The sequence below is a fragment of the Longimicrobiaceae bacterium genome (genome assembly GCA_035936415.1).
Classification (GTDB): Bacteria; Gemmatimonadota; Gemmatimonadetes; order Longimicrobiales; family Longimicrobiaceae; genus JAFAYN01.
Window position 1 is genome coordinate 1 of sequence record DASYWD010000339.1, and the last position, 13,900, is coordinate 13,900.

General features: G+C 72.8%; 14 protein-coding genes. 7 read left to right on the top strand and 7 right to left on the bottom strand.

The features are described from left to right. Positions 1-635 (bottom strand): quinone-dependent dihydroorotate dehydrogenase (locus VGR37_13860; protein ID HEV2148483.1); only part of this gene is annotated, 635 nt, incomplete at its 3' end. A gap of 130 nt (positions 636-765) precedes the next feature. Beyond that, positions 766-2,709 carry an AAA family ATPase gene (locus VGR37_13865; protein ID HEV2148484.1) on the bottom strand — a complete coding sequence of 648 codons (1,944 nt, stop codon included), beginning with the start codon at positions 2,707-2,709 and terminating at the stop codon, positions 766-768. Positions 2,710-3,018: 309 nt separating this feature from the next. On the opposite strand from VGR37_13865, the gene VGR37_13870 reads away from it, so the two are divergent. The 6 genes from VGR37_13870 (at position 3,019) to VGR37_13895 (ending at position 8,580) form a co-directional block, all read left to right on the top strand. Further along, a complete protein-coding gene (locus VGR37_13870) occupies positions 3,019-4,230 on the top strand; it encodes an acetyl-CoA C-acetyltransferase (GenBank protein HEV2148485.1) in 1,212 nt (403 codons plus the stop codon). 58 nt (positions 4,231-4,288) lie between these two features. Next, the gene (locus VGR37_13875; protein HEV2148486.1) at positions 4,289-5,101 is read left to right on the top strand and encodes a hypothetical protein; all 813 of its coding nucleotides are present in this window, start codon (positions 4,289-4,291) and stop codon (positions 5,099-5,101) included. Between the two features lie 236 nt (positions 5,102-5,337). Further along, a complete protein-coding gene (locus tag VGR37_13880; GenBank protein HEV2148487.1) occupies positions 5,338-6,219 on the top strand; it encodes a 3-hydroxybutyryl-CoA dehydrogenase in 882 nt (293 codons plus the stop codon). Positions 6,220-6,309: 90 nt separating this feature from the next. Beyond that, positions 6,310-7,116 (top strand): PPK2 family polyphosphate kinase, encoded by an 807-nt coding sequence (locus VGR37_13885; GenBank protein ID HEV2148488.1) that lies wholly within the window; start codon positions 6,310-6,312, stop codon positions 7,114-7,116. 161 nt (positions 7,117-7,277) lie between these two features. Further along, positions 7,278-7,874: an outer membrane beta-barrel protein gene (locus tag VGR37_13890; GenBank protein ID HEV2148489.1), complete on the top strand. Its 597-nt coding sequence runs from the start codon at positions 7,278-7,280 to the stop codon at positions 7,872-7,874. Between the two features lie 112 nt (positions 7,875-7,986). After that, positions 7,987-8,580: an outer membrane beta-barrel protein gene (locus tag VGR37_13895; protein HEV2148490.1), complete on the top strand. Its 594-nt coding sequence runs from the start codon at positions 7,987-7,989 to the stop codon at positions 8,578-8,580. Positions 8,581-8,605: 25 nt separating this feature from the next. Here VGR37_13895 and VGR37_13900 read toward each other — a convergent pair whose 3' ends face one another. From VGR37_13900 to VGR37_13915, 4 genes are all read right to left on the bottom strand, one after another. Further along, positions 8,606-9,019: a putative toxin-antitoxin system toxin component, PIN family gene (locus tag VGR37_13900; protein HEV2148491.1), complete on the bottom strand. Its 414-nt coding sequence runs from the start codon at positions 9,017-9,019 to the stop codon at positions 8,606-8,608. Further along, complete coding sequence (locus VGR37_13905) at positions 9,016-9,264, bottom strand: ribbon-helix-helix protein, CopG family (protein ID HEV2148492.1); 249 nt, start codon at positions 9,262-9,264, stop codon at positions 9,016-9,018. The genes VGR37_13900 and VGR37_13905 overlap by 4 nt, the downstream gene beginning before the upstream one ends. Positions 9,265-9,508: 244 nt before the next feature. Continuing rightward, positions 9,509-10,855, bottom strand: coding sequence for a radical SAM protein (locus tag VGR37_13910; protein ID HEV2148493.1), 1,347 nt, complete (start codon positions 10,853-10,855; stop codon positions 9,509-9,511). Between the two features lie 71 nt (positions 10,856-10,926). Next, on the bottom strand, positions 10,927-11,925 hold the full coding sequence (locus VGR37_13915; GenBank protein HEV2148494.1) for an L-threonylcarbamoyladenylate synthase: 999 nt from the start codon (positions 11,923-11,925) through the stop codon (positions 10,927-10,929). A 282-nt stretch (positions 11,926-12,207) separates the two neighbouring features. On the opposite strand from VGR37_13915, the gene VGR37_13920 reads away from it, so the two are divergent. Beyond that, positions 12,208-12,510 (top strand): hypothetical protein, encoded by a 303-nt coding sequence (locus tag VGR37_13920; protein HEV2148495.1) that lies wholly within the window; start codon positions 12,208-12,210, stop codon positions 12,508-12,510. 76 nt (positions 12,511-12,586) lie between these two features. Here the strand turns inward: VGR37_13920 and VGR37_13925 are convergent. Then, positions 12,587-13,900, bottom strand: a 1,314-nt coding sequence (locus VGR37_13925) for a pitrilysin family protein (protein ID HEV2148496.1), incomplete at its 5' end; no start/stop codon positions are given.

Here is a 13,900-nt window from a genome sequence, read left to right on the forward strand (position 1 = left end):
GCGTGGGCCCGCTCGGCAGCGTGCGTGCGCAGGGTGCGCAGCAGCTCTCGCAGCGGCCCGGCATCCTGCAGCTGGCGCAGCCCCGGCGTGTTGGGCGAGCTGACGTTGACGACCAGGTAGCGGGCGAAGCGCTCCAGGAGCTCCAGGCTGCGCAGGTAGTCGCCGGTGGCATCTTCCAGCGGGGTGGCCTTGCTCTTCCCCAGGTTGATGCCGAGGACGGGCTCTATGGGGGTGCGGGCGAGCCGCCGCGACACCGCCTCCGCCCCGGGGTTGTTGAAGCCCAGGCGGTTGAGGAGGGCGCCGTCGGCGGGGAGGCGGAAGAGGCGGGGCCGGGGGTTGCCGGGCTGTGCCAGCGCCGTGACCGTGCCGATCTCCACGAACCCGAAGCCGAGCGCACCCAGCGCGTTGAAGTGGGCGCCGGACTTGTCGAACCCCGCCGCGAGCCCCACCGGGTTGGGGAAGCGGATCCCCCAGCGCGTTACCGCAAGCGCGGGATCCTCCACCGCGAGCGCCGCGCGCGCCGCATCCCGCGCCGGGCGGGTGCCGAGCGCCGCGTCCATGGCCCCCGCAGCCAGACCGTGTGCGGTCTCCGCGGGGAGGGTGAAGAGCAGGGGGCGGAGCAGGTCGTAGAGCATTCGCCGGGCGGTGCGCGGTCGGGATCGGCGGCAGAGGAAGGGCCCGGACCCTGGGTTCCAGGGTCCGGGCCCGTTTCCGCGCCGGAAGCTAGGGGGCCGCGGCGGGGCTGGCAAGCGCGCCCCCGGACCGCTACAGCTTCGCGGTCATCTCCGCGAGCCGTCCCGCCACGCGGTGCTCGCCGTCGGCCGGGTTGGCGGCGCGCCAGCAGCGCGCCAGCCCGGCCTCCTCCATGATCCGCACCGCCTCCGGCCCGTCCAGCGTCTCCCGTTCCAGGAGCGCCTGGGCCAGCGCCTCCAGTGCGGGGCGGTTGGCGTGCAGCACCTCCAGGGCGTCGCGGTAGCGCGCCTCCAGGAGCGTCTTCACCTCGCGGTCCATCCGGGCCTGCGCCTCGCCGCTCAGGGAGCCCGGCTGGCCGTCGTGGATCAGGAGCCCGGTCTCCTCGCCCATTCCGAGCTGGTACACCATCTTGCGGGCGATGGAGTTCGCCTGCACCAGGTCGTGCCCGGCGCCGTTGGTGACCGCGTCGGCGCCGAAGACGATCTCCTCGGCCGCGCGCCCGGCCAGCCCCTTGACGATCTGTCCCTCCAGGTAGCGGCGGCGGTACAGGTGCCGGTCCGAGTCCGGGGAGAAGAAGGCCACCCCCATGGCCTGCCCGCGCGGCTGGATGGTCACCTTGTGCAGCCCGTCCTCCGGGCAGCAGACCACGCCGGCCAGCGCGTGCCCGGCCTCGTGGTACGCCACGGTGTTCCACTCCGCCCGGAGCGCGGTGAAGCCCACCCGCTCCTTCCCCAGGAGGAAGCGGTCGCGCGCCGCCTCCAGGTGCGCCCAGCGGATCCGCGGCTCGCGCTCGCGGGCGGCCAGGATGGCGGCCTCGTTGAGCAGGTTCGCCAGCTCGGCGCCGCTGGAGCCGGGGGTGAGCCGGGCGAGCCGCGCCAGATCCACCTCGGGGTGCAGGGGGATGCGGCGCCGCTCGGCGTGGAGCCGGAGGATCGCCTCGCGCCCCTCCGCGGTGGGGAGCCCCACGCTGATGGTGCGGTCGAAGCGGCCGGGGCGCCGCAGCGCCGGGTCCAGGTCCTCGGCGCGGTTCGTCGCGGCGATCACCACCACCCCGTCGGAGGGGGTGAAGCCGTCCATCTCCACCAGGAGCTGGTTGAGGGTGCGGTCGTCCTCGTTGTGCGACTGGTTGCGGCCGCGCTTCCCGCCCAGGGCGTCGATCTCGTCGATGAAGATCACGCCGCCCTTCTTGCGCGCCTTCTTGAAGAGGGAGCGCAGCCGGTGCGCGCCCAGCCCCACGATGAAGCCGGTCACCTCCGATCCGGAGATGGAGAAGAAGGGGACGTCCGCCTCGCCGGCGACGGCGCGGGCGAGGAGCGTCTTCCCGGTCCCCGGGGGGCCCACCAGGAGCGCGCCCTTGGGGATCCGCGCGCCGACGGCCGCGAACGCCGCCGGCCGCTTCAGGAACTCCACCAGCTCCTGAAGCTCCTCGGCGGCGCCCTGCGTGCCCGCCACGTCGTCGAAGGTGGTGGACGACTTCGCCGCCTCGCCCAGGTCGGAGCCCTGGTGCCCGCGGAAGTGCTGGAACAGGAAGTAGCCGATCGCCGCCACGATCCCGATCTGCAGCAGGAGCGTAAGGGCGTCCCGGGCGGGGTTCTTCCGCGAGGGGGCCTGCAGCGTGACCTCCACCCCCGCCGCCTCGGCGCGCTCGGCGAGTGCGTCGATCGAGGCGAGCGGGTACGTGACCACGAAGTCGGCGCCCTCCAGCTTCGCCGCGGGGACGCCCCGGGCGGACCACTCGCCGCGGATCTCCCGCCCCGGGATGACCGTGACCTCCGCCACCTCGCCCGCGGACATGCGCCGCAGCAGCTCGGAGTAGCCGACCTCCGCCGCCGCGGTAGCCGGAGGCGAGATTCCCCACGCGACCAGCCCCACCACCACCGCGATCGTGGCGGCGAGCCCGATCCGCTGCAGGAGCGAGCGGTGCTGCCGGAGGCGCTCCAGGAGCGCGGAGGGGCGCGGGGCCTGCTCGTCCGAGTGGGCGGGGAGCGAGGCGGCGTGCACGGCGTCTTCGATCACGGGAGGCGACATACGGCGGATCACGAAGCGGGGGTTGAGCGGGAGGCGCGGGGGACCACGGTGGAGGATCGGCACGCGCGCGGGCGCGCTGAAGCCCCGGGCGGCGAAGCCGGAAAACCGGCCCGCACCGGTGGGCCGGTGCCGCCGATCCCTGGTCCGTGACGAAAGATAAGCGGCGCCGGCGGATCGCTCCACCCCCGGGTCCCGCGATGCTCCCTCCGGCCGGGCGCGTGCTTGACGAGCCGCTTCCGGGCCGGGCATATTGTGAAACCTTTCACTTGTACTCGCACCCAGGGGAGAAGATCCGGAATGGGTACTCAGGGCAAGGACGTAGACGTCGTATTCCTTTCCGCCGCGCGCACCGGGATGGGCACGTTCGGCGGCGCGCTCAAGGACTTCTCCGCCACCGACCTGGGGGTGTTCGCGGCCAAGGGCGCGCTGGAGCGCTCGGGCGTCCCCGCCGAGGAGGTGGGGCACGTGGTCTTCGGCAACGCGCTGCAGACCTCCGCGGACGCCATCTACCTGGCCCGCCACGTGGGGCTGCGGTCGGGGCTCCCGCTCGACACCCCGGCGCTGACCATCAACCGCCTCTGCGGCTCCGGCTTCCAGGCCATCGTCACGGGCGCGATGGAGATCCTGCTGGGCGAGGCCGAGGTGGCGCTCTGCGGCGGCACGGAGTCCATGAGCCAGGCCCCGCACGTGATCCGCGGCGCCCGCTGGGGCGACCAGCGGCTCGGGCCCGCGGGCAAGTTCTACGAGGACCTGCTCTGGGAGTCGCTCACCGACCCCTTCGCCGGCTGCTCGATGGCGGTGACGGCGGAGAACCTGGCCGACCACTACGGGATCACCCGCGAGGAGGTGGACCGGTTCGCGCACGGGTCGCAGCAGCGCGCCCACCAGGCGTGGCAGGAGGGCCGTTTCGAACGGGAGATCGTCCCCGTCGCGCTGAAGAGCCGCAAGGGCGAGACGCAGTTCGCGGCGGACGAGCACATGCGCCCCGAGACCACGCTGGAGGCGCTCGGCAAGCTGAAGCCGTACTTCAAGGAGGGCGGCACGGTGACCGCCGGGAACGCCTCCGGGATCGGCGACGGCGCCGCGGCGGTGATGATCGCCTCCTCCACCTGGGCGGACCGCAACGGGGTCAAGCCCATGGGCCGGCTGGTCTCGTGGGGCCTCGCGGGGGTCGAGCCCAAGCACATGGGGATCGGCCCCGTGCCGGCCTCGCGCGCGGCGCTGAAGAAGGCCGGGATGGACGTGGGGCAGATGGACCTGGTGGAGGTCAACGAGGCCTTCGGCTCGCAGTACTGCGCCGTGGAGAAGGAGCTGGGGCTGGACCGCCAGCGGACCAACGTCTCCGGCGGCGCCATCGCGGTGTCCCACCCGCTGGGCGCGTCGGGGGCCCGCATCACGGTGCACCTCCTGCACGAGCTGCGGCGGCAGGGGAAGCGCTTCGGCCTGGGGACCGCCTGCATCGGCGGCGGCCAGGGGATCGCGGTGGTGGTCGAGGCGTTCCCGGAGTGACCGCGCGGGCCGCCGCGTCCACGGGGGCGCGGCGGCCCCTTCCGTCCGGCACACGGCGATGAGCGAGCGTACCCCACCCCCCGGCGGCAACCTCCCGGCGCGGCGGGTCTCCAGCCAGGAGCTGGAGGCCATCATCCGCCGCGCCGTGGAGATCCAGTCGGCCTCCGGAGGGGACGAGGCCGAGGGGATCCCCGAGGCGGAAGTGATGCGGATCGGGCGGGAGCTGGGGCTGGAGCCGGCGGCGGTCCGCCGCGCCATCGCCGACGTGCGCGGCCGCGCCCCGGAGGAGCGGGGCGTGCTCGCCCGGGTGATGGGTCCCAGGACCGTGCTCGCCGCCCGCACGGTCCGGCGCCCCGCCGCCGCGGTGGGCCTGCTGCTGGAGCGGTACCTGGTGGAATGCGAGTACATGGTGGTGCAGCGGCGCCTCCCCGACCGCACCCGCTACGTGCGCGCCACGGGGATGGGCGCGGCGATGGGCCGCACCATGCGGAAGATGCAGGAGCGGCAGGCCTCGCTCGACCTGCCGCAGCTCGACGTGGCCGTCTCCGCGATCGACGAGGACACCTGCTTCGTGGAGGTGTCCACTGACCTGGGCTCCATGCGCGGCGGCCTGTTCGCGGGCGCGGCACTGGGCGGCGGGGGCGCCGCGGCCGCGATCACGACCGCGGTGTTCGTGACCCCCATCGTCGATCCCCTGGCGCTCACCGCGATCCCGGTGCTCGGGGGGATGCTGGCGGGGATGCGGGGGATCTTCGGCGCGGTGTCCCGCTCCACCCACGACAAGCTGGAGGGGCTGCTGGACCGCCTGGAGCACGGCGAGCTGCGGCTGCCGTCCGGGAAGCCGGACTGGCGGAAGCAGCTGGGGATTTGAAGGGGAGTGCGAAGTGCGAAGTGCGGAAGTGGACGGCAGGCGGGCGGGGCTCGCGTGGGCGGTTGCGTGAGGGATGCGAGCCCGAAGGGGCGAGACCGGCGTAGTTTGCCGGGCTCGCCGCCGTTGGACGAGGTCGTATCTCGTCCTACGGCGCCGCAGCCCGACCCCCGCAACGCGGGGGACACGCCCAAGCGACGCAGTTGAATCGACCAAAACCATCCCGGAGGAGAGGCTCGATGGAGATCAAGCGGGTAGGCGTGCTCGGGTGCGGGCTCATGGGGAGTGGAATCGCGCAGGTCTGCGCGCAGGCGGGGTACGACACCGTGGTCCGCGAGGTCTCGGACCAGCTCTGCGAGCGCGGCATCGGGGGGATCGGGAAGCAGCTCGGAAAGGCGGTGGAGAAGGGGAAGCTGGCCGCCGAGGACCGCGACGCCACCCTGGGGCGCCTGCGCGGCACCACCCGGCTGGAGGACCTGGCCGACTGCGACCTGATCATCGAGGCCGTGGTGGAGAACCTGGACCTCAAGAACGAGATGTGGCGCACGCTGGACGGCGTGTGCGGGCCGGACACGATCTTCGCCTCGAACACGTCGTCGCTCACCATCGCGGACATGGCGGCGGCCACGAAGCGGCCGGAGCGGATGGTGGGGCTGCACTTCTTCAACCCGGTGCCGGTGATGAAGCTGGTGGAGGTGGTGAAGACCATCGCCACCGACCCGCAGGTGTTCGACACGGCCTTCCAGTTCGCGAAGTCGCTGGGGAAGGAGCCCATCGTCTGCAAGGACAACTCGGGCTTCGTGGTCAACCTGCTGCTGGTGCCCTACATGATGGACGCGATCCGCGCGCTGGAGCAGGGCGTCGCCAGCATCGAGGACATTGACAAGGGGATGCAGCTCGGGACCGGCTACCCCATGGGGCCGTTCGTGCTCAGCGACTTCGTGGGGCTGGACACGCTGGACAAGATCGGCGGCATCATGTTCGACGAGTACAAGGAGAAGCGCTACGCCTCGCCGCCGCTGCTGAAGCGGATGGTCTCGCTCGGCTACTTCGGGCGGAAGTCGGGGAAGGGCTTCTACGACTACTCCGGCGAGAAGCCGACGCCCATGCCGCTGGTGTGAGGCGGACTCACCCGCCGCTGGCCTGCAAGCTGCACGGCCCCGGGCGTACCTAGCCCGGGGCCGTTTTCGATCTCCCTGAGAACGACGCGCATGCTGCTCTCTCCCGTCCGTCCCGAAGCCGTCCCGCCCCTGCGGGACGAGGACGCCGCCGCACCGGGCGAGCTCCCCTCCGGGCCGGCGCTGCGGGAGCGCCTGGACGAGCTGCTCGGCCGCATCGAGCGCAGCGCCACGGCGCTGTACGCCGAGGGAAGCCGGGCGGCGCTGTTCATCCTGCAGGCCCGCGACACCGGCGGGAAGGACGGCACCATCCGCCGCGTCTTCGGCGCCGTCAACCCGCAGAGCCTCGCCCTCACCTCCTTCGCCGCCCCCACGGGTGTGGAGCGGCGGCACGACTTCCTCTGGCGCGTCCACCAGGCCGTCCCGGCGTTCGGGCAGGTGGGCGTGTTCAATCGGTCTCACTACAAGGACGTGCTCGCCGCGCGCGTCCGTCGCCTCGTCCCGGAGGAGGTCTGGCGGGGGCGCTACGAGCAGATCAACGACTTCGAGCGGATCCTGGCCCGCAACGGCATCACCGTCGTCAAGCTCTTCCTGCACGTCTCGTCCGACGAGCAGAGGCGGCGCCTCCTGAAGCGCCTCGACAGGCCGCACAAGCGCTGGAAGTTCGATCCGACGGACCTGGAGGACCGGATGCTCTGGGACGAGTACACGGCGGCGTACCGCGACGTGTTCGAGCGGTGCAGCACGGAGCACGCGCCCTGGTACGTGGTCCCGGCGGACGACAAGCACGTGCGCGACGTGCTGGTGGCGGAAGTGGTGGCCGAGACCCTGGAGCGAATGGACCCCCAGACTCCCGAGGCGGACCCGGAGGTGCTGGCCTACGCGGACCAGCTCCGATAACTGCCCTCGCCCCGCCCTCGCGGCGCCGGTCGAATCTCCCGCACCGTCCACCCTTTCCGCAAACGCCTGTTTTTGGTGTGGCCCGGAGTTTGCAGAAGGGGGCGCGACCGTCGCACGCAAGTGGTTGCGCGGCAATAGTATACGGAACCAATGGAGGAAACATGAAGGGTATTCTGTCTGGAACGCTGGCCGCATTCGCGGCGCTCGCCATCGCCGGCTCGGCGTCCGCCCAGTCGCTCCCGCTCTCGCTCGAGATCCGGGGCGGGCTCCCGTTTCCCACCGGCGAGCTGAACGACGTCGGCAACGACATCGGGGATGGGCTCGGGCCGGGCTACACCCTGGGCGGGAGCGTGACGCTCGACGTCGCGCCGCGGGTCGGCGTGTACGCCGGGTACACCTTCACTCGATTCGACGTGGAGGGCTTCGAGGAGATCGGCCTGAGGACGGACGGCTTCGACGCGGGGCTGCGCCTGGCCCTGCCGACCACCACCGGCATCGGTCCCTGGGTGAAGGGCGGGCTGGTGTACCACGACGCGGAGGTGCTCTTCGACGAGGAGGTGCAGAGCAACCCGCGCGAGATCGACGTGAGCGAGCGCAAGCTCGGATTCGAGGTCGGGGGCGGGGTGGAGATCCGCCTGGGGCAGACCCTCTCGTTCACGCCGGGGGTCAGCTACGTGCGCTTCAACACGGACGAGGGCTTCTCCAACCGCGACGTGAGCTACATCAAGGGCGACGTCGGGCTCCGCATGCGCCTGTAGTCCGGGGCCGCCGCAGCCGGCAGGACGCAGGCCGCCCGGCGCTCCCTTGTACGGGGGCGCCGGGCGGCGCAGTTTGTCCGGTGCAGCGTCCACGCAAACCAACGGAGGGATCGTGAAAGGCACCGTCTGCGCTCTGCTCGCCGCCTGCGCGGCGCTCGCTCCCCGCGGCGCCGCCGCCCAGCTCCCGCTCCCAGTGGCGCTGGAGCTTCGTGGCGGGCTCGCCTTTCCGCTCGGCGACTTCCGGGAGGTGGGGAGCGACATCGGCGAGGGGCTGGGGAGCGGCTACACGCTCGGCGGGAGCGTCACGCTGGAGCTGACGCCGCGGGTGGGGGCGTACGTCGGGTACAGCTACACCCGTTTCGACATCGAGGAGTTCGGGACCATCGACATCGTCACGGACGGGGTGGACGCCGGCGTGCGCGTGGCTCTGCCCATGGCCGCCGTCGCGGCGCCGTGGCTGCGGGGCGGGGTGGTCTACCACGACGCGGACATCGTGCACGACGGCCCCGGCACAGGGCCGGGCCAGGTGGGGGCGACGGGCCGGGAGCTCGGCTTCGAGGTGGGGGGCGGCGCGGAGGTGCGGCTGGGCCGGCGGCTCTCGCTCACGCCGGGGCTGAGCTACGTGCGCTTCGGCACGGACAGCGGCTTCGCGGGCGGCGCGGTGACCTACCTTCGCGGCGACGTGGGGCTGCGCTTCCGGCCATAGCCTGGGCCGCGCGAATCAAAGAAAGCTAGCCGTTCTGCAGCAGATCCCACAGCTCTCGAGGGGAGAGGATGCGCAGGTGCACCACCTCGCCTGCGACGTCCAGGAGATCGCGGTCCCCGGTCACCAGCACGTCCGCGCCTGCGGCCACGGCGGATGCGAGCACCCATGCGTCGTCCGGGTCGCGAACCTCGAATGGCCCGGTGTGGTCCGGGACAGGCGATGGCAGGCCGCCCCCGAGTAGCACCTGCGCGAAGTGCACGATCTCCGGCTCGGGCGCCCTGATCTTGCGCCGAAGCTTCCGCTTCGCCTCCTCGAGCACCACCTCGCCGATGATCAGCTCGTGCTCTGGCCCCGTGATGATCTGCCGCACCAACCGGTAGCAGGTCCCGTCGCTGAGGAAGGCGCTGATGAGGACGTTCGTGTCCGGGAAGACCTTCACGTGTCGTCCGCGAGGATGTCTTCCTCACGCGTGAATCCTGCCTCTTCGGCATACGGCCGCAGGCGCTCCCGCACCATCTCGAAGGACCGCGCGTCCATCCGTGCACGGTAGACTCCCCGTGCTTCGGCAATGTGGCGCCGGAGCGCATCGGCGATGAACTCGTCGCGCTCCTGGCCCGCCTCGCCGGCCATGCGCTCGATCTCCCGCACCATCTCGTCACTGAGCCGGATCTGCAGCGTCGTCATCGAAGCTCTCCCGCTGGCGTTTGCTCCACCCAAGCGTACCCGGCCGGCGTCCTCCTGTAAAGCCCCGTTTGGCACCGAATCTACGACGCTGATCCCCAGCTACGGCACCTGCCGGAGCACCGCGTCGAAAACCTCCCGCGCCACCCGGTCGGGCAACGAGATCGTGGGCAGGAACGGGACGGGGGAGCCGCAGCGGCTCCCCCGTCCCGTATGGTCCTTCCTCGCCCGAAATGGCGCCCCGCGGTCAGTCGCCCGCGGCCGCGGCCATCAGCTCGTCCGCGTTCTCCTCGGTGGCAGCCAGCGTGTCCATGAACGAGCTGACGGAGAACACCGCGTTCCCCGGGCCCGGCGGGCCGTACCCCGGGGGCGGCTGCAGGCCGTGCTTCTCCAGCGTCTCGCGGTACACCTCCAGGAGCCGGATGTGGTACTCCAGCGGCGCGCCCTGGGGGTTGTCCCGGCCCAGCGGCGTGGCCGGCTCCGGGCACCAGGTGGTGAAGCGCGGCGTCACTCCACGCGACATGAAGTAGTCCAGCCCCTCGGCGGTGGAGGCGATCGCCTCGTCCACCGTCGCGAAGCCGTGCGGCCTCGCCATCTCCACCCCGGCCACGAAGTTGGGGATCACGTAGCGCGGCCCGAACACCTCCCCCGCGTCCAGGATCCGCCGGTGCCACTCCTCGCGCCCGACGTAGCGCTCCTTGCCAGGGCAGGTGAGCTCGAACAGGCGCTTGTCCCACACCTCGTAGTTGGGGTGGTAGATCTTGATCCCGTAGTCCTTGAAGCGTTGCACGTCGGCCTTGGGGAGGGCCTGCGCCACCACCTTGCCGATCCAGCGTCCCGGGAAGCGCTCCTCGATGGCCTCTGCGTAGCGGCCGTAGAAGTCCGCCTCCCCCAGCCCGTCCACCCGGGAGGTGACGCTCCCCCCGGTGAGGGTGTAGGCGCGCGAGGTGTGGGCGGTGTCGTAGCGGTCGATGAGCGCCAGCGCCTCCAGCACGTCCTCCACCGGCTTCACCCCGGTGTAGGGGCGGCCCTCCTGCTTGTGCTGGCGCCAGTTGTGGTTGATGTCGCAGTACTGGCACTCCTCCTTGGCGCCGAAGTACTGGCACAGCCGGAGCACGGTCAGGTAGACCAGGTACCCCCACTGGATCGTGGGGGCCGTCTCCATCACCGTCTTGCCGTTGGCGAGGGCGTGCCGGTAGTACTCCGGCATGGGGGGGAGCCCCACCTCCGCGAGCGGCCGCCCTTCGAGCGACAGGGTGAGCCCGCCGTGCTCGGCGCGCGAGACGCGGTAGGGAGAGTCCGGGTTGGTGCGCACCGACACGATGGTGCGCCGCAGCTCGTACGGGCCGCCGGTGAGCGCAACCTCCTCGGGGGGGCGGCGGAGGCGGGCCTGCCCCAGCTCGCGGAGCGGCTTCTGGTCGAAGCTGAAGATGAAGTACGACTTCGGCTTGACCTCGCCGTCCAGGTTGTCGGTCAGGGCGGAGTCGTCGAAGGCCATCCCGGTGCGGAGCAGGTCCTCCTTGAGGACCGCCTCGGTGGGGACGTGGGGGAACCGCGCGAGCAGCCCCTCGATCAGCTCAGTGCGTGTCTGCATGCTCCCATCGGGCAGATGGTGGTACGGGGCCAAAAGTTACCGCAACCGGCGCCGGATGGGAACACCTGCCCTCATCCGCGGTGCGCCGCGCGCCGCAGCCGGTCGCGCACGCCGTCCCACGCGGAGGTGTCCGGGACGCGCTCCACCCAGATCCGCGCATAGCCCTCGTCGTCCAGGCGGTGCAGGGTGGCGTAGAGCCGGGCCGCGTACCCGGCCGGGTCGTCCGGCATCCGGACCACGTCGCCCGGCGGATGCGACCGGGTGCGGTACAGCAGCACCGCCGTGCGCTCGCCCCGCCGCGGGACGGCCGCGTCGTCGCGGTCGTGGAAGTCCTCCGGGTCGAAGACGCGCAGCTCCGCCCGCGGGGCGTAGTGCCGGTCCAGCATCCCGGGAGAGGGGCGCGCCGCCCTCCCGTCCGGCGCCGCGGACGGGGCCGCCACCTCCCCGACGGTGGCGCGCAGCTCGTCCACGGAGATGGTCCCGGGGCGGAGCACCGCCGGCACCGCGCCCGTGAGGCTCACCACGGTGGACTCGATCCCCACGGAGGTGGGCCCGCCGTCCAGGATCAGCTCCACCCGGTCGCCCAGGCTCCGCTCCACGTGCGCGGCGGTGGTGGGCGACACCTCCGTGGAGCGGTTGGCGCTCGGGGCGGCGACGGGGATGCCCGCTTCGCGGAGGAGCGCGTGCGCGACGGGGTGCGCGGGGACGCGGAGCGCCACGCTGGGGAGCCCCGCGGTGACGGCGTCCGGCACCTCCGGCGCCTTCGGCACCACCAGCGTGAGCGGCCCCGGCCAGAACCGGGCGGCCAGCCGCGCGGCGGCGTCGCTCCACTCCGCGGCCAGGCGCGGGGCGTCGGCGGCGTCGGCGAGGTGGACGATCAGCGGGTTGTAGGAGGGCCGCCCCTTGGCCGCGAAGATCCCCGCCACCGCCGCCGGGTCCATGGCGTGCGCCCCCAGGCCGTATACCGTTTCCGTGGGGAACGCGACGAGGCCGCCGCGCCGCAGCACGGCCGCGGCGCGGCGGATGATCTCCGGGTCCGGGTGGCGCGGGTCAGCGCGGAGCGTCGGCACGGCGGCTCTGCACGAGTTTCAAGCGACTTCCTGGCACGGACATGGCATGGGCTGAGAAGACGGTCGAGGGCCGCCGGTGCGTGGGCCGCAGGCCCGGAGGTGAGCAGTCGGTGGACGGTGCGGAAATTGCTCCCTGGTCGGAAGACGCAACCGGCGAGCGCGGTGCAGGACGACCCGCGGCAGAGTGAAGCGGGGAAGCTCCGGGAGCCGTGAATCCCTCACCCGGATTTCGCCGTTCATCAACGCTCCGGGAGCCCGGAGCCGCGCCGCAAGGAGGTCCCCATGTTCTGGATGTTCATCGTCGCACTCTGGGTCGCGATGCTGCTGTCGCCCATCGCGCTGCTGGTCGCCTTCCTCCCCTCCGGCCGGGACTGCCCACGCTGCGGCGCGGACACCATCCCGATCCGAAACCGCCTCCTCCGACCATTCCACCGCTTCGTGCACCTGCGCTGGTGCATGTCCTGCGGATGGGACGGGGTGATGCGGCAGGCCACCTGGTCGCGCCCCGCTCCCGCGCCGGAGACGGTGGACGCCACCTTCGAGGCGGACGACGACGCGGCATGGAGGGGCGGCAAGGAGGCGTAGCGCCGGCACCGGACCTCCCGTCGGCGCCGCCCCCGTTCCCGGGACCTCCGGGGGCGGGGGCGCGTGCGTTCCGGGCTCACCCCTCCGCGTCGTCGCCCCCCACCGTCACCGTCACCAGCCGCGCCGGGTCGAAGTGCTCCCGCGCCACCCGCAGCACCTCCTCCGGAGTGACCGCCTCCACCCGCTCCGCGAACCGCTCCCAGTAGTCGTGCGGCAGCCCGAACGCCTCCAGCGTCGCCATCCGGCTCGCCACCCGGCCCGGGGTCTCGAAGGCGCGGGGGAGGGAGAGCGCGAGCGCGTCCTTGGCCCGGCGCAGCTCCTCGTCCGGGACCGGTTCGGCGGCCATGCGGCGCATCTCCGCGTGCATCTCGCGCACGGCGTCGCCGGTGACCTCCCCGCCCACGGCCGTCTCCGCCAGCCACCCGCCCGGCTCCATCCCCGCCGAGAACCCGGAGCGGACGCCGTACGTCCACCCCTTCTCTTCGCGCAGGTTGGCGCCGAGCCGCCCCAGGATGGTGCTCCCCCCCAGGACGTAGTTGGCGACCGAGGCGGGGATCCAGTCCGGCGACCGGCGCGGCAGCCCCGGGCCGCCGATGCGGATCTCCCCCTGCGCGGAGTCCTCCCAGGGGAGGGCGACCCGCTCCCCGGCCCGCGCCGGGCGCGCCGGGGCGGGCGGGTACACCACCGGCTCCGCCTGGCCCGTCCACCCTCCGAAGGCGCGCTCCAGCACCACGCGCAGCTCGGCCAGGTCGAAGTCGCCGGCCGCCACCAGGAACGACCCCGTCGCGCGGTACCGCTCCGCGTGGAAGGCTGCGAGCACCTCCCGCGGCACCGCGCGGACCCCCTCCGCTGTGCCGAACGAGGGGCGCCCATACGGATGGTCCGCCCCGAACACCTCCATGAGCACGCGGTCGTCGGCCACGTTGGCCGGCTCGTCGGCGCGGGCGGCGAGGGCGTCCAGCGCCTCCGCGCGGACGCGCTCCGTCTCGTCCTCCGGGAACGCCGGGCGGGTGGCGAGCTCCGCCAGGAGGGGGACGCCCTCCTCCAGCGTTCCGCCGAGCAGCGTCATCTCCACCTCGGCGTAGTCGTGCCCGCCGTGCGCGCTGACGGACGCCCCCAGCGCGTCGATCCGGGCGTTGAGCGCCTCGGCGTCCAGCGCCAGCGTCCCCTCGGTGAGGAGCGAAGCCACCAAGGCCGAGGTCCCCGGGTACTGCGGCGGGTCCGCGGCGGAGCCGGCCGGGACCACGAGCCGCAGCGCGACCTGCGGGATCCCGGCGCGGGGCACCGCCACCACGCGCAGCCCGTTGGGGAGCATCCAGCGCTCGGGGCGGGGGACGCGCGGGACGGGGGGCGCGCCGAGCGTCGGGGCGGGGAGGGCGCGGAGAAGGGG

What these genes read in the sequence shown, in the direction of transcription:
- VGR37_13890 (HEV2148489.1), top strand. Translation starts at nt 7,278, where the DNA reads ATGAAGGGTATTCTGTCTGGAACGCTGGCCGCATTCGCGGCGCTCGCC.
- VGR37_13885 (HEV2148488.1), top strand. Translation starts at nt 6,310, where the DNA reads ATGCTGCTCTCTCCCGTCCGTCCCGAAGCCGTCCCGCCCCTGCGGGAC.
- VGR37_13875 (HEV2148486.1), top strand. Translation starts at nt 4,289, where the DNA reads ATGAGCGAGCGTACCCCACCCCCCGGCGGCAACCTCCCGGCGCGGCGG.
- VGR37_13910 (HEV2148493.1), bottom strand. Translation starts at nt 10,855, where the DNA reads ATGCAGACACGCACTGAGCTGATCGAGGGGCTGCTCGCGCGGTTCCCC.
- VGR37_13880 (HEV2148487.1), top strand. Translation starts at nt 5,338, where the DNA reads ATGGAGATCAAGCGGGTAGGCGTGCTCGGGTGCGGGCTCATGGGGAGT.
- VGR37_13870 (HEV2148485.1), top strand. Translation starts at nt 3,019, where the DNA reads ATGGGTACTCAGGGCAAGGACGTAGACGTCGTATTCCTTTCCGCCGCG.
- VGR37_13920 (HEV2148495.1), top strand. Translation starts at nt 12,208, where the DNA reads ATGTTCTGGATGTTCATCGTCGCACTCTGGGTCGCGATGCTGCTGTCG.
- VGR37_13905 (HEV2148492.1), bottom strand. Translation starts at nt 9,264, where the DNA reads ATGACGACGCTGCAGATCCGGCTCAGTGACGAGATGGTGCGGGAGATC.